Source organism: Paenibacillus sp. IITD108, from assembly GCF_036541265.1.
Classification (GTDB): Bacteria; Bacillota; Bacilli; order Paenibacillales; family Paenibacillaceae; genus Pristimantibacillus.
In genome coordinates this window covers 29209-51165 of the sequence record NZ_JAZHCT010000022.1, presented here as the reverse complement: position 1 = coordinate 51165, position 21957 = coordinate 29209, and the positions used below count along the sequence as shown (strand labels likewise).

The following is a 21957-nucleotide window of genomic DNA, read 5'->3' as shown; positions in this document are numbered from 1 at the left end:
TCGCTTACCAATAAGGCTTCCAGTCATGGAGCACACGCACAAGCGCCTCCATATAGTAATAGTCGCCCCATGTATTGCACTCATCTACGCCCAAGTTTTTAGGATAGCTGTATACTCCATGTCCCAATACACCATTCGCTTTCGAGTCATTAACGGTAGTATAATGGTCTGCAAGTGATTCCAATATAGCTAAAGCGGCTTTTTCATAAAGCGTGCGGTCATCGTCCAATACCGGCAGCTGGCGCGCCAAATCAAGCAAGCCGCATACTGCGATCGCTGCAGCCGAGGTATCCCGCTGACCGTCTTGCTCAAGAAAAACCAGATCCCAATTGCATACCAAATCCTCAGGCAAATTATTTAAGAAGTAATTAGAGGCATGCTTTGCCACTTCAATAAATTGCTTGTCTCCCGTGTAACGATAGCTTAATGGCAGACCATACATAGCCCAAGCCTGTCCGCGCGACCAACAATCCTCATCGGCATGTCCTTGACCCGTCCAGCCGCGCACAGGCTTGCCAGTGTCCGCATCAATATGAAAGATTTGATAGGCAGAACCATCCTCGCGCACCATATGGGCTATAACATTATGCATATGCCGATACGCTTTATCATAATAAGTATTGTCGCCTGTCATTTCAGCGGCCCAATATAGAAGCGGCACATTCATTGAGCAATCGACTATAAATACACCGCGCTCCTTATGCTCTGTATCTTCCAAATAACCTCGAACTTGAATAATGCCCGACTTCTCCCTAAAACGCATAGCAAGCAATTTTGCTGCGTCGAGCGCAGTCTGCTTCGCTTTTTGATCACCAGTCAGCTTATAGCCGGCAACACATGACAACGTATACAAAAAACCGATATCATGATGATTTAATATATCGCGGTCCTCCAGACGCTGTTTGAAGCTGTCCACATGGACCTTTGCTGCATCAAGATATTTGGGATCCTTCGTCAATTCATAAGCAAGCCAAATCATTCCTGTCCAGAAAGAAGAAGTCCAGTCCGAAAAGTACTTCATGCTTGCATTCCCGACTGGCTGGTAAACATTGTTTACCGTATGTGCCGAAGGGAATTGATGGGTGAATTGCTCCAAATTTTGATCGATGCGGTTCATAACAAAGTCAAGCGAAGATTGAAATTTTTCTCTGGAAAACGCTTTCTCAAAACGATGCGGTTGTTGTACTTTTTGGCATTTGTCTGGATTGACAGCCATTACAGTTCCCCCTTTATTCGCATATTTTGTAATCAACTAATAATATAATGGCAGCTTGCGGGTAATATAAGGGGTAAATCTTATACCCCCGCCAATCGTCGAGCTAGTCCATTACGACTAAAGTCGGTTGCTTCCTGCCTGGTTTGTGTTACTATAGGTAGGGTAAAAACAACTGTATCGGAGGTTTTAATGATTCAGCTGATTAAAAAAAATATTCATTTGCTTGCTGTTCTGTCGATCGCAGGACAAGGATTTATCTATATGCTCATCGGTTATCTGTTCAGTGATAAGGGCATAGGAATTAACAATTGGATTGATGATCGCATCCCCTTCCTAATCTGGTTCGTCATTCCTTACGCAATATGGATGCCTCTGCTTTATATTTCTTTTATTTATCTAGGGTTAAAGGATCGCTCGCTGTACTGGCGAACTATCATTACGTATAATGCAGCCGTCATCGTCTGCAATATCATATTTATTCTTTTCCCTACTCATATGCCGCGTCCGGAAATTTCCGGAAATGATATTTTCACAACGCTTGTACAATTTATTTACAGCAATGACGAGCCTGTCAATTGCTTTCCGAGCATACATTGCTTAACCAGCTACCTGCTGCTCATTACAATGAATCGCCATAAATTGCTCAACACCGGACTACGAGTAACTTTTTCCATCGTATTTATTTCTATCATTGCTTCAACTGTCTTTATCAAACAGCATGCATGGGTTGACGTGATAGGCGGCGTCGTTCTGGCGGAAGCTGTTTACAGAATCGTGTATTACGCTGCAGGCAGACAACAAGCCTTGCATAAGAAAAATAGTGAAACAAGCGCAATGATGAATGGCTAGCCGCAAACAAACCATAATACGTACTGTTTCGTAAGCAGCTTTATTCAGCAAGATTAACGGCTTATATGGTGAAAACTTAAAAAAGCGTAAGTTCGAGGGATGCATTTATCCCGAGAACTTACGCTTTTTCCTTCGTTGCCGAACACTAGCAGACGTTTAACAGCTTTCGTCGTTAAAACTGCTCTAACGGTTGCCAGCGAGGCTATTTCGGTTGTTTTAACCGATTCTAAAATTTAACGGTTGCCATGAGCGTTATTTCGTCATTTAGCGAAGAAATCAGTCGTTTTTACGTTATTAAGCGCGATGGCAACCGTTAGAAATTTTATTGCCTTGTTTTCACACGTATAACGTTTGCAGCAACCGTTAGAAAACGCCATTAGAAATTATCATTAGATATCCCGTTAAAAGCTGCATTTAGATATGCCGAGTACAGGTTGCCATTAGATATCGTCGTTACACGTTGTCACTAGATATCACATTACAAATCTGCAAATTGTAACACGCGGTACAGCACTGCTGCTGCTTCTGCGCGGCTTGTTTCGCCTTGCGGCTTCAAGTAACCGTTTGAGCCGTTAATAAAACCATGCTCAATCATTGCCGCAACGCTGTTTGCTGCATATCCTGCTACTTTGTCAGCATCTTTATATGCATCAATTTCGTCAACAGACTTACCTTTAATATATCCTGCCTTTTGCAGCGCTCTATCCATCATCACCATCATATCCTGACGGCTAATATTCGCTTTAGGAGCGAAATGATTAGCGTCAACGCCGGATACGATGCCAAGTGCACGGGCAACGGATACTGCCTCGTAGAAGTAGTCGTTTTCCGATACATCCGCAAAGGAGGAAGCTGCTTCCGCCTTCAATCCAAGCGTGTTAACCAACATCACCAGGAAGTCAGCGCGTGTTACACGATTCCCCGGAGCGAATGTGCCCTGAGCTGTATTCGTTCCTTTCACAATACCGCGTTCTGCAAGCTCTTCAATCGCTGTGCGCGCCCATTCATGAGCTCCCAAATCAGTAAAGTTTACCGGCTGTGCAAATCCAACAGCATAATTTCCATTATGCGAGATCGGGAAACTTACTGTTTTTGCTGCAGCATCGTACTTCACGCCGCCAATCATTTTGAGCTTGCTGTCAGCTGTAACTTCATATACGCGAACCTTCTCAGCTCTTTCGTTGCTGCCAAGAACGTAAGGCAATGTCACTATTGCAGGCTTTGCAGCTTTATTCCATTCAACTGCCTCGCCATTGACGAGAAGCTGAGCGGCTACGGCCGGTCTGCTGCCCACAATAGCTGCTGCTTGTTCCGCATTAACGCTTCCTTTTATAATATCTGAAAGGATAATCGTAAGCTGCTGGTCAGAAGTATTCCTCAAAGCATTGCCAGGCAAATCAATATTTCCGGCTGGCGTTTCGACATGATACATAACATTCGGCTCATTTGCCGCTGCAGCTGCCGGAATAGTAATCGCATAAGAAGCAGCATTGCCGTTCTTCTTCAGTACGACTATAATATGCTTCTTGCCTTTCGCATCCGCTTTCGCTTTAGACAAAGCCGTGTTCAAATCTGCAGCCGTAATTGCTGCAGCCGCCGTGCCGTTTGCTCCAATCGTAGTATCCAGCTCAGCCTTCATCGAACCGTTTGACTGTTCATTGAATTTATCGGGTACCGTAATAATCGGCCCGCCTCCGCCGCCAGGAGGAGTAACATATTTCTTGTATTCAAAAGTTACGGTTTCCGCCTCTGTCATACCTTCCGTTTCAATTTCAACCGTATAAACGCCTTCTACTTCTCCGACAAGCGTAAACTCAAGCACAAATCGGCCTTCATCATTAATAATCGTACTGCCGGTAAATTGGATATCACCTTTCGGGTCTTTAACAGCAATGTCAACATGCTCAGCTTCATTGCTCATCGCCAAGCCCGTAATTGTCACTTTCTTTGTTTTGGCGTCTATAGCTGTCTCAATACCGTCCAGCACCTTGCTGCTAGGCGTAAATGAAGTATCATAAGCCGCCAATTCATACAGCGAGAAACCGTACCCGGTCGCTCTATGAATCCCGTTCATTTTCAAATATTGGCCTTGCACAGGCTCAAAAGTATAGATATTAACATATTGATCTGCGTTAAATTTATCTGTGCCATCCACTATAATAGGGGTCCAATCAACGCCGTTATTTGAGATCAGCAATTGATATTCGCTGGCACGGGCAAACTCCCAGTTGGCAAGGATTGTATCAAAGGTTTTAGTTTCGCCAAAATCGACCTGCAGCCACTGATTGTCTGAAGTTTCGCTTGCCCATCTTGTAGCCGATACTCCGTCAAACGCTTTATCTGCGCCAAGATGTGCCGCTTCTACAGAGGAGGCTTTTGCCGGTTTGTTCTCGGCAATATTGTCCAGCTGTGACAGCACTGCATTTTTCAAAAACTTATAAGCTTCCTTGTCTAAATGGTTTTCCTGATACACCTTGTCAAGCTGGCTGTTGAACTGCTTCAAGTAATTTAGCGCTTCAGTGGCATTGCTCGCTTCATTGCGCTTCATCATCTCAAGCGTATTTTTCATAATGCTGCTTGCTTTGATGTCCTTAAGCTTATTTTCATTGACATATTGTGTTACTTTGTCTATCAAACGGTTCGCGCCGTATTCAACCTCTACAACAAAATAAGTAATTTTAGCTTCGGTTCCGGCAGCTGTTATTTCCAAGGCATGCTTGCCAGGCTTATCTGTCAAATCAATTTCTGAACCTTCTGTATACGGTTTGTCATTGAATTTGGCTGTTACTTTTACAGATCCTTCTTCAACTTCCTCCGCAAGTTTCCACGTAAATTTCAGCTTCGTCTGGTCAGATACTTTCGTACCGCTTTGGAACGGCTCGCCGTTAAGCAGAACTTCAACTTCAGGCGGAGCTGCATCCTGCACCTCGTATTGCCCCTTCGTATATTTATACAGCCAATCATACAAAATACGAGTAGAAGGGTCCGTGCTTATAGCAGCATCATAGACAGCGTTATTGCCTTGGTAATAGGCATTAAAGCCTTCATTCATCAATCCTGTGGTAACGCCCATATTCAAATATTCGATATACCGTTTGCGGAATACAGCATCATTGATCATTCGGTCATCGAACTCAATCTCAAGCGACATGCCGTAGCGCTTCGCCATGTCAGCCGCTGCTTGCAGACGCGATGGATCCAGCTGCTCGAAAAAGTAGTTTGGCTGCAGGTTCACTGCATCAATTCCTACATCCTGCCACATAAACTTTTTATAGGCCAAAGAATGTGGAATCCAGAAAAACTTCAAGTCACCTGCTTGTTTATGAATATAATCACTTACAACACTTACCATTTTCGGACCGGTGCTGTCTGTGTCGATTTGCTCCTCCAGCCAATAAAATCCTGAAAACTCCAAATGGCTGAACTGGGCTTCTTCAAACATGCTGAGCGCTTCGTCAATATACCACTCTATCGCTTTGGCACGGTTTTCAATAGATTTCTTATGTCCAACTTTACTGATGCTAAAATCAAGGTTTTCACCGTTTACTTCTCCGAAGTTGCTTTGATAAGCACCCGGTTCCGGGATCATAAGTACGACTTTTGTTTTGTGATCAGGATCATTCAGCTTTCCGGCAACTTCTGCTGTTGCAGCATTAAGCTCATGCAAATCGCTGTTTACTTCACCGTTCTTTTTAAGCGTTTTGTCCAGATACCATTGCCAATCAGCTTTATTTGCCTTCTCAGACGCTGCCGCAAATCCGCGGACGTCTCCGTTTGCATATGAAGCCAAACCCAAAATCAGTACACCGTCAAACAGCCAGTCCTGCGGCTCTCCCTGCTTATCCACATAAGCAATATTAGGAATTAATCTTTTTTTGTTCCAGTCGCCTTTGTTTGGCGTCAAGTCCCAATTCGTATCCTCATAATATCCGTTATACAACAGGCCCATATGTTGAATTCCGCCTGTGGTGGACTTTCCCGGCTGCAGAAACTCATTGCCGATAAAGCTGCTCAATTCCCCAGCATCCTCTTGCTCTGTGTCATAACCGAAAATTTCAATTTCATCGATCATGCTCATCGCTCTTGAATGCAAGGAAAAGATCACTTTAATATATCGCGCATTTATTTTGCCTTCCGTATAAGCTTGGCGAGGCACATTCAGAAACTCCGGCATATCGTCATCCGAAAGCTGCGGCTCCGGTGCACCATCCCACTTGAATTCCTCGATATATTTGCTGTCCTTCCACAACGTTGTAAGTGCGTTATGCGAAAGTACCTGCCATTGCTCCTGGTCATTCGAAGCCATAAACGATACCGTTAGCGGAATCAGCACATTGCTGCCGCCTCTCGAAGCTTCAGGCCAATCCTGCAAAAAGTTAGCGGTTACTTTTTCAACTGCTTTCGAAGCGCCCAAATCAAAAATAACTTCACGGTAGTCGCCATACTGATGGCCTACCCAATTGCCTTTATTCAATGTCTCGGTTCCACGCAAGCCGTCAGTCAATGCTTTATCTTCATCTGGATACTGAGCGAGCGGTTCCTTCGACCATGTATACGTGCTTTCAGGGGCCAAGTTTTTCACTCCGCTTTGCTCCTCATCGCCCTCCGCAGCATAGGCAGCCGGAACGAAGGACAATAGCATTGCCGCAACTACGATTAGAGAAATCCAGCTTTTCTTGGTCTTCATTACTTCATCTCTCCTTCATAAATAGTTTACATGTAAGGCAAGGATAATTAATGTCCTTATTTTCAAATAAAACGCTTTCTTTTTTTAGCCTCCTAACTTTCTTCACAGCATGCGCTGCAAAGAAAAATTGTTCTTACTGTAACATTAAAAAAAATACAGCCTGTTTCAAAGAGATAAATCATTACATTCGTATACAATTGTTTACTTCTCCGAAATCGACAAGCTTGCCTGACTATTTCATCGCTAAAATCCAAAAATGATGCTAAAAAACACATCGATTCTTCCAATTTTATTACTATTGTCCAAAAGTCCTGCGATTGTCAGGCTGTTGAAAAACCGCAACAAGTACTTTGCAACAATGGCAAACTCTGTTTTGCGAAACAAGTACTCACGCGCGCTGAGCTAACTGTATTTCCTGTACTTAGTTTGAAGAAATTTGGCCTTTTAGTGATTCTAAAGGGAAAAACTGCCTTTAGTTTGACGGAATTCGCAGGATATAGGGGGACTCAATAAAACTAGATACATGAAATACATCTAGAATCGTTTATTCAGCAAAAAATGAGAATCTAGATGCACAAAATGTACTTAGTTACCGCGAGCACGGATGTAGCACTTATCCATTCTACATTGCATACTTTTTCAACAGCGAGGATTGTGCAGAATTTATATGCAATCCCCCCACTTTTTTTTGCGCACTCGTTTCGTCCCTCCAACCACAACAACACGAACGGGTAACCAGTCTGACCAACTATATTAAGGGTTACCTGCTTAAATCGCGCTGCCAAAGTTGCGTTATACATGCTTACAAATACAAAAAATGACCCTCGCTAAAGGGTCATTCTTTGCCTGTCCAAGACAGTATATAATTCCTTTACAATCCCAAGCCATCAGCAATGCGCTGGCCCAATTCAGCATCTGCTTTGCGCCAATGCTCAATTTGGCGAAGCTTGATATCGTCGCGCTCAACCGGTGACATCGCCGCTACAATATTTTCTACAAGTCGTGTTTGTTCATCAGTGCTCATTAAGCGGTACAGATCGCCCGGCTGTGTATAATGATCATTATGATCATAAGCAACGCTCGCGGCTTCTCCTGTAACTGCAAATGGCGTAGTCTTATGCTGCGAAGACTCCTGCGGACCGCCGTAGCTGTTAGGCTCATAGTAGACGGAGCCCCCGCCATTGTTGTCCGCACGCATTGCGCCGTCACGCTGATAATTGTTGACCTCTGCTTGAGGGCGATTGATCGGCAAGCTATTATGATTTGCTCCTACGCGGTAGCGGTGCGCATCTGAATAGGCAAACAGTCTGCCCTGCAGCATCTTGTCCGGAGAAGCTTCAATTCCCGGCACGAAGGAGCCTGGGGAGAACGTAGCCTGCTCCACCTCTGCAAAGTAATTTTCCGGATTGCGGTTCAGCACCATCCTACCAACCTCGATAAGCGGATAATCCTTTTGCGACCAAACCTTGGTGACGTCAAATGGATCAAAGCGATACGTATTGGCATCTTGCTCGGGCATAATTTGTACGCATAGCTTCCAGGAAGGAAAGTCGCCCTTCTCAATAGCGTTAAATAAGTCCTCCGTATGGTAATCTGGATTCTCGCCCGCAAGCTTGGCCGCAAGCTCTACATCCAGATTTTTAACGCCCTGCTCGGTTTTAAAATGGTACTTGACCCATACAGCCTCCCCTTGAGCGTTAACCCACTTGAACGTGTGGCTGCCAAAGCCGTGCATATGTCTGAATGTTGCCGGGATTCCGCGGTCAGACATCAATATTGTAACCTGATGTAGAGATTCGGGCGATAGCGACCAGAAATCCCATACCGCATTCGGATTTTTCAAGTGAGTTTGCGGGTGGCGCTTTTGTGTATGAATGAAATCTGGAAATTTAATCGCATCGCGAATAAAAAAGACAGGCGTATTATTGCCAACCAAATCGTAATTTCCGTCTTCCGTATAAAATTTCACAGCAAAACCGCGCGGATCTCTAACCGTATCCGCAGACCCAAGCTCACCTGCTACAGTGGAAAAGCGTATAAATAAAGGTGTTTTCTTGCCAACCTCAGATAAGAAGCTCGCTTTCGTATAAGCCGACAAATCATTCGTCACCTCAAAATAGCCGTGAGCACCTGCGCCCTTGGCATGCACGACGCGTTCCGGTACGCGTTCTCTGTTAAAATGAGCCAATTTCTCGAGCAGATGCACATCCTGGATTAACGTCGGGCCTCTTGAGCCTGCTGTTACCGAATTTTGATTGTCGCCTACAGGAGCGCCCCAGCTCGTCGTCAAATGCTTTTTGTCTGTACTCAATACGATCACCTCAATTAGAATTATTATAAATTAGCAATACCTTAATGATAACAATTATTATTTATAAGTCAATTACTAATTAATAATTATTATAAATAATACAATTGTTTATTAATTCCAAGCCTGTCCTTATTATTTGTATGACTCGTTGGACAAAGGTATGTCAGAATATTGATGTGCAAGATTGGGAATGGAGAAGCGGCAGCGTCCGCCTTGTAGGCCCATTTTATCCTTTACAGGGGTTATTTTATCAAAAAACGGGACTACAACAGCGGTCGGAATCCCAAACTTGATCGTAGTAACATCCCTTTCGTTTGCTTGTTGCCTTATCCACAATTAATCGACACTCTCTCATGATTCGTCAGCATGCACGCCTCCACCTAAATTTGATTGCAGCATCCCTTACAATAGCTCGTTCCTAATCCAAATAGATCGCTCCCCTAGCTGGTCAGTCGTTCCGTTATTACATCCAAAATCGCAGTTTTGAGCTGGTAAAGTGACAGACGTTCCGTTATTAGCTAAAGAATCGTAGAAAAAGTCCCGTTTAGAGCCAAATAGCGGAACGTGTGACCGCGAAATTTAAAAAATGACAGTTTTAAGCCCAATAGCGGAACGTGTGACCGTTTAGATTGTTTAAGAAGGATAAACGGCTCCGCCGTCCTTTGGACAGGCGCGTTTACCGATGAAATATAGGAACAGGTATAAGATGAAAACATATACTTTCCTATATTTTAATAAAAAAGCACCAGTTATTTGCTGCTGATCGCAAATAACTGGTGCGCTGTAAATTTTAAAATCGCTTTTCTTCGGCGGACGTAACGATGCCGTAAACGAGCTTGGATGTGGCCGGCTGCTCTTCTGTCCATTCGTATGCCGCTAGCACCATTTCCTCTGCTTGCTGCAGGCTGTCCTCGCGGTTTGTATAGAGCTCTGCCATGCATTCTCCCTGGCTGACGGCGTCGCCAACCTTCTTACGGAGCATAATGCCTGCACCATAATCGATAATGTCATCCTTGGTCGCTCTGCCTGCGCCCATAATCATTGCAGCAAGTCCTACCTGCTCAGCTTCAATGCGTCCAACATAGCCATTCTTTGGCGCTAATACTTGACGCGTTATGCTTGCCTGAGGAAGCTTGCCTGGATCCTCCACTACAGCGGCGTCGCCTTGCTGCCAAGCAATCATTTCGCGAAGCTTTGCAAGTGCAGCGCCGCTGTCAAGCACCTCCTGCATGCGGCGTTCACCCGCTTCAGCGCTGTCAACAACCTGAGCAAGCTGCAGCATTTGACCGCCAAGCACAATGCAAAGCTCCTGTAAATCCTGCGGACCCTTCCCTTGCAGCGTCGCGATCGCTTCCTGTACCTCAAGCGTATTGCCAACAGCATAGCCAAGCGGCTGATCCATGCTCGTAATGACAGCTACCGTCTTGCGTCCGACCTGCTCGCCTATAGAAACGAGGGTATGCGCCAATTCAAACGCATCCTCAATCGTTTTCATAAATGCGCCGCTGCCTACTTTGACGTCAAGCACGATAGCATCAGCGCCTGCCGCTATTTTTTTGCTCATAATGCTGCCCGCGATCAAAGGAATGCTCTCAACTGTTGCGGTAACATCACGCAGCGCATACAGCTTCTTGTCAGCCGGTACGAGATTTCCCGTCTGGCCAACAACAGCCACGCCGATTTTATTAACCGCTTCGATAAACTGCTCCGCATTCATTTCAATATTGAAACCGGGAATCGCCTCCAGCTTATCCAGTGTGCCTCCTGTATGTCCAAGCCCTCTGCCGGACATTTTTGCCATCGGCGCTCCGGCCGCCGCTACCCATGGGCCGAGCACAAGCGTCGTCGTATCTCCAACTCCGCCTGTACTATGCTTATCCACCTTCGTTCCCTTAATGCCGCTTAAATCAAATTGATCGCCAGATTGCACCATAGCCATCGTCAATTCAGCTGTTTCCTCTGTGTCCAGGCCTTGAAAATAAATCGCCATATTCAGCGCAGACGCCTGGTAATCAGGAATGGCTCCCTTTGTATAGCCATCGACAAAAAAGTGAATTTCTTCCTTGCTCAGCTTTCCGCCATCGCGTTTTTTGGCAATAATATCATAAGCTCTCATATCACTCATCCTTCCCAGTATCTTGGAATACTAGCCTTCACTTGTATTAGCACGAATAAGCTGAGAATTATTTGAGCGCATCAAGAAAGGATTCGCCGTTGCCGGTGGAAGCAACATTGAAATTATGCGCCAGCAGCGCCGCTAAATCAGAAAAAGTTGCTCGCACGCCCAGAGAATCTGGCGCTTGCAAAGATGGGCTGTACGCTATTAGCGGCACATATTCACGCGTATGGTCTGTACCCTTGAAGGTCGGGTCATTGCCATGGTCAGCTGTTATAATTAGCAAGTCTTCCTCGCCTATTTGCTTCAATATGCGCGGCAGCTGCTCATCAAATTGCTCTAACGCCTTGGCATAGCCTGCCGGATCGCGGCGATGGCCGTATAACGAATCAAAGTCTACCAGATTGGTAAATAACAAGCCGTTGAAAGGCTGTGAAAGAAATTCGATCGTTTTTTCAATTCCGTCCATATTGCTTTTGGTAGAGGTTGTCTTTGTTACGCCTTCCCCGTCAAAAATATCATTGATTTTGCCCACAGCAATGACATCATAACCAGCATCCTTCAGCTTGTTCATCATCGTTGGCGCAGGCGGCTTGAGCGCATAGTCGTGACGATTCGGCGTTCTCTCGAACTGGCCTGGCGTTCCCTTATAGGGGCGGGCAATGACCCTGCCTACACGGTAAGGCTCCTCCAACGTTATTTCACGGGCAATTTCACACGCCTTGTACAATTCATCAAGCGGGATAATATCCTCATGGGCTGCAATTTGCAGCACGCTATCCGATGAGGTATACACGATCCACGAACCTGTTTTCATTTGCTCCTCGCCATATTCCGCAATTACCTCCGTGCCGGAGGCTGGCTTATTGCACAGCACCTTGCGGCCTGTCGCCGCTTCAAAGCGATCAATCAGCTCGCTCGGAAATCCTTCGGGAAATACGTTGAAGGGCTCTGTAATTTTCAGCCCCATAATCTCCCAATGGCCTGTCATTGTATCCTTGCCAGAGGAAACCTCTTGCATTTTACCGTAATAAGCTTGCGGATTGTCTACTTTATGTATTCCCTTTATCGGAGCTATCCGTCCTAGTCCGAGCTTCTCCATATGAGGCAATGAAAAACCCGGTACTGCTTCAGCTATATGGCCCAGCGTATGAGCGCCTGCATCACCAAAAAGCTCAGCATCCGGTTGTTCACCTATCCCTACACTATCAAGAACAATTAAGCACACTCGTTTGAATGTCATTTTTCAATCTCTCCAATCCTGGTAGAATGAGCAGCTGTTGTATATGCATTAAATTATAACAATTTATAACTAAAAAATCAGCAGCAGGCGCTTTTGTAGTGTATAATGTAGCTTTATGGATGGAGGGAAACAGGTTGTATCACGCTCAATCAACGAAAGACAAAATAAAGCTTTTCCTGCTCATCATGTGGCCAATTCTCATTACGCAGGTAGGCTACAATGCGATGGGATTATTCGATACGATTATGTCCGGCAAATACGGTACCGATGATCTTGCGGGAGTTGCGATCGGTTCAAACCTGTGGATGCCGGTTTTTGTCGCGATCAATGGTGTTTTGCTTGCCATTACGCCGATTATTTCCCAGCTGGTAGGCGCCAAAAAGCAGGAGCAAATCGCTCCTTCCGTTACACAAGCGCTGTATTTAGCTTTTTTTATTAGTATTGGCGTCATTGCAGCGGGTATCTTTCTAGTCGATCCTGTGCTGATGCTTATGAAGCTGGAAACGAACGTGCATTATATCGCCAAGCAATATTTAATTGGTCTGTCTTTTGGCATTATTCCGTTATTTTTATCCTGCGTTATTCGCAATTTTTTTGACTCGCAAGGACATACATGGATTACGATGTTTATTATTCTAATTGCCGTTCCTTTTAATATCGTGCTTAATTATTTTTTGATTTATGGAAAATACGGCTTTCCCGAGCTGGGCGGCGCAGGCGCAGGCTACGCGACAGCTGCCACCTATTGGTTTATACTTGCCATGAGTATATTATTGACTTTTCTTGTAGAAAAAATGAAGGTGCACAAGCTGCTTCTTTCCTGGCCCAAAATTTCCTTGCGCGCCTGGAAGTCGCAGCTAGCTATCGGCATCCCAATTGGCCTGTCTGTATTTTTTGAAGCCAGCATCTTTTCTCTGGTCGCTTTGTTCATGGGCTCTATGTTTGATACAACGACCATTGCTGCGCATCAGGCGGCTGCAAGCTGGTCAGGCATGATGTTTATGATTCCGTTAAGCATCTCAATGGCGCTTACCATTCTCGTCGGCTTTGAGGTTGGAGCAAGGCGCCTGTCACATGCAAAAGCCTACAGCAAGATCGGTGTATTCTCCGCAGTTGGCGTCATTGGAACATTAGCAATTATATTATTTTTTAATCGCGATATCGTTTCCTACTGGTTTACTGACTCATCGGAAGTCGCCTTGCTGGCACAGCAATTTTTAATCTTCGTTATCTTTTTTCAACTGTCTGACTCAGCACAAGCCTCCCTGCAAGGGGCACTTAGAGGATATAAAGATGTCACTTTGCCATTTATAATTGCGCTCGTCTCTTATTGGATTATCGGCATTCCGTTTGGCTATTTCCTTGCGGCGCGCACAGAGCTCGGTCCTTACGGCTTTTGGCTCGGTATTATTGCCGGTTTATCCTGCGCGGCAATCGGTTTTTTAATCAGACTGCGCTATATTCAGCGTACCTCACAGCAATCCGGCTCCATCGCAAAAACCGTCTCTGCATAGGCTCACCAAAAGGGTCATCCCAATCAGTCATTTATAATGACGATAGGATGACCCTTTTCTAATCCATCTATTTTTCTAACAGAGTAAAAATATTTCTAGTTACCTGAAATGATCGCATTCAGCTGATTTGCTGTATCATATACAGCCTGATAAGAACTGGATTGATAGATGCCGATTTCGGCAGTAAGCGTATCTGTATACCCGATTTCCTTCAAAGCCTCGACAACCTTCCGCCAGTTCACATCGCCTGCCATTAGAGGCACAAAGCCGCCGCCATTGCCTACAGAGGTTTTGAAATCCTTCACATGGATTTTAGCAATTCGGCTGCCGAGAATTCGAATCCATTGTTCCGGAAAGCCATACAGCAAAATATTGCCCACATCGAAGTACACGCCAAGATTCGGTGAATTCAACTCATCTACGTAGCGCTTCATTTCTAGCGGCGAGAGAAGAAACTTATTCCATACGTTTTCTACTCCAATCTTAACGCCGCGCCGCTCCGCTTCCGGGATAAGCAGCTCCAGCTCGCGCTTGCTGTACTCGTAGCAGTCATCATAGGAAGAATCGCTATTAACCGTTCCAGGCACGACAAGTACCGTATCTGCGCCGATCCGCTCAGCAATTTCGAGCTGCTTCTGTACGATGGCACGGCCTCGTTCGCGAACACTGGCATCCGGTGAGGATAGCGGTGCTCCCCACAGCAGTCCCGTAGAAATGCTGCGCAGCTTAAGCCCCTGATCGGCAGCCTGCTTGGCGATAGCATCCGCCTCTGGCGGTGTTGTATCCATTGTGAACCCCGCTGGCGCACCAGCATCATACACATTTAACTCAACTGCATCAAAGCCTGCTTTTTGAGAAACTTCAAATACGGTTTTCAAATCTGTTCCTTCCGGAAAGCACCACTGGTTTACACCCTTCAACATTGTTACATTCACCGCCTAAATATATATTATTATTTCAAGGCTGCACCGCTGTTGCGCTCAGCAGATTCATTGAAGGCTAGCGTCAATGCAAGTGTAGCAGCCGCTTCCGCATAGCTGCCAAGGACAAGCTCCTGCTTGCCGGTACGTACTGCTTCTACAAAAGCATGATTTTGAGCAACGTAGAAGTCTGTGCTGCATGTATCTGTAATGTTCTGATTTTTATCGCGAATCGTTAAGGAATGAATGTTCAGCTCCAAGTAAAAATCCGAGCCGTAAACTTCAATTTCCCCATGATTTTTATAGTTGGATACACAAGTATTGATAAATGAGCCTACTGCACCGTTTTGCAAAGTAAAGGCTACTGCACCTACATCGTCAATAGTGGCATCCGCGTCAATATCGCGAATGCTGCGCTGCGCGTAAAACGATTGCACCTGATCGAATTCTCCGAGCAAATAACGGATCAAATCGATTTGATGAGTCGATTGCTCGACATTTTGACCGCCGGATTTGTCCTGCTGCGCAAACCATTTTGTAGGCGGAAGACCGCCGATGCGATAGCCGATAACCATATTGATTCTTTTACCTGCCAAATAAGCCTTGGCCTTTTGCACGCTTTCAAGATAGCGCAAGCAATAGCCAGAGCTGTTAATAATGCCAGCTTCATCAATCGCCTTGCTGATACGGTTAACCGTGTCCATATCAAGCCCGATCGGCTTTTCTGATAAAAGGTGGATGCCTCTTTGCGCTGCCGCAATTTCAGTGCTGCCTCTCGTAAATGGAGGCGTGCAGACGTAAAGTGCATCCACTTTGCCCGAATCCATTAGCGCCTGCTCGCTTGCAAATACTTCAGCACCGAATTTTTCGCCAATTTGCTTGGCTCGCTCTTCATTAAGATCATATACAGCTGTAAGCTCAGCCGTTTCAAGATCCTTCAATGTATTCATATGATGCTCAGCCATACCGCCTACACCTATAAAGCCAATTCTTACTTTTTCCACGTCGAGATCCTCCTCAAAATAACGCTTTTACTTATTTCTCTTCAAATGATAGTTCATATTTGGCTCTATGTATTCATTGAAATGGAGCTTTAATTTACGCAAAAAGACAGCCTCTTTACTCTAACGAAGATCAGGAGCGCTATTTGATCAAAAATAGCCGTTTTGAAATTGTAACGAAGATTAAGTACGCTATCTGATCTATTCATGCATCCGCCAGCGCTGCTTTCTCCACTGTGAAGGCGAGATGCCTTCGGCGCTCTTAAACCACTGCGAAAAAGAGTGCAGCCTGCTGAAGCCGATTTGCTCCGCAATCTCGTTCATATCTTTATCCGATGCGCTGAGCAGCCACTTCGCTTCCTGCATACGGCATTGCTGCTGATACTGCTTGGGGCTCAGCTTATAAAATTTCTCGAACGTTCGGCGAAATCCTACTACAGTCATGCCAGTCAGCTTGGCCAAATCGGCAACTTTAATTTGCTCATGTAAATTTTCACGCAGGTAATCAGCCGCCTTAGTAATGGTCATTGCCTGCAGGTCAGACTGTGAATGCTCAAATAAATATAGCAGCAGCAGCTCGGCCCACACCTCATGCGTTCGCTCCTTCTCCTTCAGCGGCGAAGAAAGAACATGAATCCACTCCCTGTATAGCTTCTCAAAACGAGTCTGATCAAAACGGGACAAGGCATATATGCGCGGATACTTATAATCCTGTGCCAGCCTGTCCGCTACGCTCGTTAAAGCAGGCGTCATATGCTGCAAATGAATAACGCCAAACCTTATTTTAGCAGTTGCTTCAAAGCGGTGCGGAATACCTGGGGGAATAATGATCACATGCCCTGCTTCGATGGATACTCTGCGGTCGACCCATTCAAATATGCCTCTGCCTTCGAGCACGATCTCGATTTCGAGTGAAGCATTTTGATGAAAGCCGGGGTCTTCCCAGTCTTCATTATACGTTCCAATACCGCTTAAAATCGAAAATGTTTTGTCTGCCAACAGCTTGTCCCTCCCGCTGCCTTTTGCAATCGCCTTACAAATATTTATGTACTTAGTTACCAATATTATTATTTATATTAAGCTTACTTTATCATACTTTATAAAAACACTATACAGCTATACAAATATCCTTTACACTGCTTGCAGGTGTTCAATTTTATCTTTATTTAGGAGGATTTAATCATGCTTCAATTTGGCGAAATTAATTATCTCGCTGTTCTGATTGCAACTGCCGTAACGATGGTTCTCGGCTTCTTGTGGTACTCGCCTGTTTTGTTCGGCAACGCTTGGGTGAAGCAAATCGGTCTGAATAAAGAAGAGATGTCGAGCGGCGGTCCAATAACTTACGTGCTTACGGCATTAACTGCACACGGCGGCACTTATCTGCTTGCTTTACTACTTATTTGCTGTCGGGCATTATTTTAGGAGCCATGTAATAAGAATGAATGTACTAACTACATATGGCGAGGATTCGGACAAAATACAAGTTTATGAAACCGATACTTTATTTGGTGAAAAAGGACGCTTTCGCGTGCTGCAATTTGCAGATGAAGCCGTTCAAGGAGCTATAGATTGTCATCATCCAGAACGTATAGTATTTGAATATCCGCGTGCCCTCATTCACCTGATGGAATACAACGCCTCGGGCTTGCTGGATGATATTTTTATAATCGGTCACGGCATTGGCACGCTCGCTGGTTATTTTTCAGACAAGCATTGTGTCAGTGTGGAAATTAACGAGCAAATTGCGCAAATAAGCAAGCAATATTTTGACTATAACGGGGCTGCTGTACGAATTGGTGACGGACGGGATGTGCTGGAGAAGGATACGAACGTATATCAATATATGATTATTGACGCCTTTACAAGCGATGGCATTCCCAAGCATCTATGCACGCGGACCTTTTTTTCAATCGTTCGATCACACTTAAAGCCAAATGGAGCCATTCTTTGCAACGCAATTGGCAGAGGCAAGCAGGATATACAGACAAGCGCAATTTATAGCACCCTGCAGCAAGTATTTCCTTATGTCTATGCTTTCACTCTGCCATCCGAGAGCGAAAGAGATATACGCAACAGCCTGCTCGTCGGCAGCAACCAGGCAATGCAATATCGCTTGCGAAGCATGGCTGGCTTTATCCCTTACACGCCTAATGCCGGTTATATAATAGAAGACGATTAGTTCTATTCATCGCAAGGATAAACGGTTTCGCCGTCCTTTGGAAAGACGCGTTTACCGATGAAATATAGGAACAAATATAAGGTGAAAACTTATACTTTGCTATATTTTAAAATACTTTCTTCGCATATTGAATCCACTCTTTGGCAGCATGGGACAGGTAACTGTCCTTCTTCCATATTACACCGAGATTCCAATTAATCGGCGGCTCAACATCATGAATAACGGCCACCTTGCGCTTATCCATCCTCGCACAAATCGTTTCCGGGAGAAAAGATACGCCCTGCCCCGCGCATACAAGCTCATAGATGAAATCCCACTGACTGCTTTCAAAAGCAATATTCGGCGTAAAGCCCTGCGCGATACACGCCTCTTTGACTCGCTCATGCAGGCTGAATTCCTGTCGGAATAATATAAAGGGCTCATCCTTCAAATCAGCAAGCACAGCCTTTCTCTTATGCGCCAGCTGATGATCCAAGGGTACGACAAGCTTCAAATGCCTATTGACGATCGGCACAGTTTCGAATAATTGCCCATCCACCGGCAGCACGACAACGCCCAAATCCAGCTCGCCTGCCAATAGTCTCTGCTCAATCTGCTTGCCTCCCTCCTCTGTCAGCTTAATTGTAACTTGCGGATACAAGCGCCTAAACTCCATAATGACTTTTGGAAAGAAGCTTGCTCCTATTACAGGCGGCAGCCCCAAACTGAAGCTCCCTGCTCTTAGCTCCGATAGATCTGCGACAGCGGACTGCAAATTTTCCATAGCCTGTGAGACAGCCTGGGCATGAAGCTGAACAACCTGCCCTGCCTCGGTCAGCTCAACTGCGCGTGTTGATCGATTGAACAGCACAACGCCGAGCTCTTCCTCGAGACCTTTAATCATTTTGCTTAGAGTTGGCTGTGATATATGAATAGATTTACTCGCATTGGAAAAGCTCTTATGCTTGGCTACCTCCAGAAAATATTGTAATTGCCGAATATCCATTTCCGCACCTCGCTTCAAGCGTTTATCATTTATAGATATTAGTAATAAATCGTATTCTATATATGTATTATCCCTATATTACCATCTCATGTAAAATAAAAAGAAAAAGCTTTAGCTCTCTTCAATTACATCTCATAAGGAGACCAAAAATGATGACACATATTGCTGTTCTTGGAGCCGGAACGATGGGATTTTCAATAGCCAAATTATTTGCCGAGCATCATTATAGTGTTGCGCTGTATGAGCCGTTCAGCCTTCAGGCTGCAAGGGAAAAGATTTCGCAAGAAGCGCTTTCGATTCATTTAGTATCCGAACTTGAGGAAGCGGTTTCAAATGCCGACCTTGTCATAGAATGCGCGCCCGAGACTATGGAAATCAAACAGCCGCTCTACAGGCAATTAACTACCCTGCTGAAGCAAGAAGCGATCGTCGCCTCCAACACCTCTACCTTTTCACTGCAGCAATTGGCTGATGGATTGCCCTATGCGGATCGTATCGTAATCGCTCACTTTTTTAATCCTGCGCATCTTATTCCATTGGTTGAGCTTGTAGGCTTGGCTAACACTCGTCCTGGGATTTTGGAGGTGCTTGCAGAGCTGCTCCGCCAGATGGGCAAGGCTCCTGTTGTGCTAAGCAAGGATATTCCAGGCTTTATAGCCAACCGTCTGCAGGCAGCGCTGCTGCGCGAGGCCGACTTTCTGCTCGAAAACGGCATCGCCGGTGCAGAGGAGATTGATTCTGTCGTTAGGAATGGGCTTGGATTGCGCTGGGCGCTTAGAGGCCCTTTTCAAATCGCAGATCTGGGAGGATTGGATATTTGGTCGAAGGTGACCGGCCATCTCTTTCCAGCGCTTAACAACGGTACAGAGCCCCCTGCAAGCATGATAAACCATATCGCACGCGGCGAGCTTGGCGTCAAGTCAGGCGGAGGCTATTATACGTACAGCCAGCAGGAGCATGCAAACAGACAGATGATGAAAGAGCTGCAGCAGCTGCTCGCCTATATGAAGCATAAGGAGGAGAATGACAATGACATCTGATTCTGTCGTCATTGTAAGCGCAGCAAGAACAGCTATTGGCAGCTTTGGCGGGATATTTAAAGATAAATCTGCTATAGAGCTTGGCCAAGCAGCTATTCAAGCAGCGATCGACCGTTCGGGCATTGAATTAACTGCGATAGACGATGTCATAATGGGCAATGTGCTTCAGGCTGGACTAGGGCAAAATCCTGCCAGGCAAGCGGCGCTGGCTGCAGGTATACCTGCAGCCAGCCGCGCACTAACGATCAACCATGTTTGCGGTTCAGGTCTCAGCGCAGTCAGTATAGCCGCTAATGCTATTTCATGCGGAAATAGCGACATTATAGCAGCAGGCGGCATGGAAAATATGAGCCTCGCCCCTTATTTGCTGCCTGCAGCACGCGCTGGTTATCGAATGGGCAATCAAAACGTGATCGACAGCATGATGCATGATGGCCTCCGCTGCGCGGCAAATGATTATGCGATGGGGATAACGGCAGAAAATCTGTGCGAGCAATTCAACTTCTCGCGTGAGCAGCTAGATCAATTCGCATACAACAGCCAGCTTAAAACGAAAGAAGCTGTGCTTGCCGGTAATTTCAAGGATGAAATTGTCAGGATTAGCCTGCCGCAAAAAAAAGGCAGCGCAATAACGGTTGCCGAAGATGAATACCCGCGCCCAGATACAAATCTAGACGCGCTAGGAAAGCTGCGGCCTGCCTTTAAGCCTGCTGGAATCGTCACTGCTGGCAACTCATCAGGCATCAATGATGGTGCTGCTGCGCTGCTTCTTATGACAGAGGCTAAGGCACGCGCGTTAGACTTGAAGCCGCTTGCCAGCATTCGAGCGCATGCTGCCGCAGGAGTTGACCCAGCTTATATGGGTCTAGGTCCAATACCTGCAACCGAGCGTGTCCTAAAGCGGGCAGGGCTTCAACTGACGGACATAGATTTATTTGAAGTAAATGAAGCCTTCGCAGCGCAAGCACTAGCCTATTCCATACATTTTGACATCGATCCGTCCCGGTTTAATGTAAACGGCGGGGCCATTGCATTGGGCCATCCTATTGGCGCCAGCGGAGCGCGAGTGCTGGTTACCTTGCTGTATGAATTACGGCGCAGAAAAGCTCGATATGGGCTAGCCTCTCTGTGCATAGGCGGCGGTCAAGGTGTGGCGATGATTATAGAAAATTCATTTCATTAGAAAGGTGCTGGCCTTGGATGAAGCAAATACTAACCTCCTTCCCAGATGCCGTTAAAAACATTCATGACGGGGCAACAATTATGGTTGGCGGCTTTGGGCTCGTCGGCATACCTGAGCAGCTTATTAAAGCTTTGGCTAATAAAGGAACAAAAAATTTAACAATTATATCGAATAACTGCGGAGTCGATGATTGGGGACTGGGCCTGCTGCTGCAAAATAAACAGATAAAAAAAATAATAGCCTCCTATGTCGGCGAGAACAAAGAGTTCGAGCGCCAGGTGCTCAGTGGAGAAATAGAGGCCGAGCTTGTGCCCCAAGGCACGCTGGCAGAGCGGATACGGGCTGGCGGCGCTGGCATTCCTGCATTTTACACGCCAGCAGGGGTCGGCACTTCATTGGCAGATGGTCGGGAAACAAAAATGTTCGGCAATAAGGAATACGTGCTTGAGTATGCCCTTAAAGCGGATTACAGCTTAATCAGAGCGGCCAAATGCGACCGTATGGGCAATGCTGTATATAATAAAACAGCCCGCAACTTCAACCCTATTATGGCTGCTGCTGCAACGACTACGATTGTCGAGACAGAATGCCTAGTAGAAACGGGGCAAATTGATCCTGAGCTGATTCATACGCCCGGCATTTATATACAGGCGATTATTGTCGGCAAGCAAGAGAAGCGCATCGAACGGTTAACGATGAAAGCCTAGCGG

General features: G+C 45.8%; 16 protein-coding genes. 7 read left to right on the top strand and 9 right to left on the bottom strand.

What is annotated here, in order from left to right:
- Window positions 1–4 precede the first annotated feature (4 nt).
- The gene (locus V1L65_RS18795) at window positions 5–1216 is read right to left on the bottom strand and encodes a glycoside hydrolase family 88 protein (RefSeq protein WP_331700767.1); all 1212 of its coding nucleotides are present in this window, start codon (window positions 1214–1216) and stop codon (window positions 5–7) included.
- A gap of 189 nt (window positions 1217–1405) precedes the next feature.
- On the opposite strand from V1L65_RS18795, the gene V1L65_RS18790 reads away from it, so the two are divergent.
- Window positions 1406–2065 (top strand): phosphatase PAP2 family protein, encoded by a 660-nt coding sequence (locus V1L65_RS18790; protein ID WP_331700766.1) that lies wholly within the window; start codon window positions 1406–1408, stop codon window positions 2063–2065.
- Window positions 2066–2543: 478 nt separating this feature from the next.
- Here V1L65_RS18790 and V1L65_RS18785 read toward each other — a convergent pair whose 3' ends face one another.
- From V1L65_RS18785 to V1L65_RS18770, 4 genes are all read right to left on the bottom strand, one after another.
- Window positions 2544–6752 carry a DUF4855 domain-containing protein gene (locus V1L65_RS18785; RefSeq protein WP_331700765.1) on the bottom strand — a complete coding sequence of 1403 codons (4209 nt, stop codon included), beginning with the start codon at window positions 6750–6752 and terminating at the stop codon, window positions 2544–2546.
- Window positions 6753–7623: 871 nt separating this feature from the next.
- Entirely contained in the window at window positions 7624–9063 is a 1440-nt protein-coding gene (katA, locus tag V1L65_RS18780; RefSeq protein WP_331700764.1) for a catalase KatA, read from the bottom strand.
- 790 nt (window positions 9064–9853) lie between these two features.
- Complete coding sequence (locus tag V1L65_RS18775; RefSeq protein ID WP_331700763.1) at window positions 9854–11179, bottom strand: pyrimidine-nucleoside phosphorylase; 1326 nt, start codon at window positions 11177–11179, stop codon at window positions 9854–9856.
- A 67-nt stretch (window positions 11180–11246) separates the two neighbouring features.
- Window positions 11247–12422 carry a phosphopentomutase gene (locus V1L65_RS18770; protein ID WP_331700762.1) on the bottom strand — a complete coding sequence of 392 codons (1176 nt, stop codon included), beginning with the start codon at window positions 12420–12422 and terminating at the stop codon, window positions 11247–11249.
- Window positions 12423–12556: 134 nt separating this feature from the next.
- Here V1L65_RS18770 and V1L65_RS18765 point away from each other — a divergent pair, with 134 nt between their 5' ends.
- Window positions 12557–13936, top strand: a complete 1380-nt coding sequence (locus V1L65_RS18765) for an MATE family efflux transporter (protein ID WP_331700761.1) — start codon at window positions 12557–12559, stop codon at window positions 13934–13936.
- 95 nt (window positions 13937–14031) lie between these two features.
- Here the strand turns inward: V1L65_RS18765 and V1L65_RS18760 are convergent, their stop codons facing one another.
- The 3 genes from V1L65_RS18760 to V1L65_RS18750 form a co-directional block, all read right to left on the bottom strand.
- Entirely contained in the window at window positions 14032–14859 is an 828-nt protein-coding gene (locus V1L65_RS18760; protein WP_331700760.1) for a sugar phosphate isomerase/epimerase family protein, read from the bottom strand.
- 29 nt (window positions 14860–14888) lie between these two features.
- On the bottom strand, window positions 14889–15860 hold the full coding sequence (locus tag V1L65_RS18755) for a Gfo/Idh/MocA family protein (RefSeq protein WP_331700759.1): 972 nt from the start codon (window positions 15858–15860) through the stop codon (window positions 14889–14891).
- Window positions 15861–16058: 198 nt separating this feature from the next.
- Window positions 16059–16856 (bottom strand): helix-turn-helix domain-containing protein, encoded by a 798-nt coding sequence (locus V1L65_RS18750; RefSeq protein ID WP_331700758.1) that lies wholly within the window; start codon window positions 16854–16856, stop codon window positions 16059–16061.
- A 183-nt stretch (window positions 16857–17039) separates the two neighbouring features.
- Between V1L65_RS18750 and V1L65_RS18745 the strand changes: the two genes are divergently transcribed.
- Both V1L65_RS18745 and V1L65_RS18740 read left to right on the top strand, forming a co-directional pair.
- Complete coding sequence (locus V1L65_RS18745) at window positions 17040–17282, top strand: DUF1761 domain-containing protein (protein ID WP_331700757.1); 243 nt, start codon at window positions 17040–17042, stop codon at window positions 17280–17282.
- A 16-nt stretch (window positions 17283–17298) separates the two neighbouring features.
- The gene (locus V1L65_RS18740; protein ID WP_331700756.1) at window positions 17299–18039 is read left to right on the top strand and encodes a spermidine synthase; all 741 of its coding nucleotides are present in this window, start codon (window positions 17299–17301) and stop codon (window positions 18037–18039) included.
- Between the two features lie 106 nt (window positions 18040–18145).
- Here V1L65_RS18740 and V1L65_RS18735 read toward each other — a convergent pair whose 3' ends face one another.
- Window positions 18146–19024 carry a LysR family transcriptional regulator gene (locus V1L65_RS18735; protein ID WP_331700755.1) on the bottom strand — a complete coding sequence of 293 codons (879 nt, stop codon included), beginning with the start codon at window positions 19022–19024 and terminating at the stop codon, window positions 18146–18148.
- A 149-nt stretch (window positions 19025–19173) separates the two neighbouring features.
- Between V1L65_RS18735 and V1L65_RS18730 the strand changes: the two genes are divergently transcribed.
- From V1L65_RS18730 to V1L65_RS18720, 3 genes are read left to right on the top strand one after another with little or no spacing between them, the layout of a single operon-like run.
- Window positions 19174–20064: a 3-hydroxyacyl-CoA dehydrogenase family protein gene (locus V1L65_RS18730; protein WP_331700754.1), complete on the top strand. Its 891-nt coding sequence runs from the start codon at window positions 19174–19176 to the stop codon at window positions 20062–20064.
- Complete coding sequence (locus V1L65_RS18725) at window positions 20054–21247, top strand: acetyl-CoA C-acetyltransferase (protein WP_331700753.1); 1194 nt, start codon at window positions 20054–20056, stop codon at window positions 21245–21247. The genes V1L65_RS18730 and V1L65_RS18725 overlap by 11 nt, the downstream gene beginning before the upstream one ends.
- A 17-nt stretch (window positions 21248–21264) precedes the next feature.
- Window positions 21265–21954, top strand: a complete 690-nt coding sequence (locus tag V1L65_RS18720) for a CoA transferase subunit A (protein WP_331700752.1) — start codon at window positions 21265–21267, stop codon at window positions 21952–21954.
- The last annotated feature ends 3 nt before the right edge of the window (window positions 21955–21957 follow it).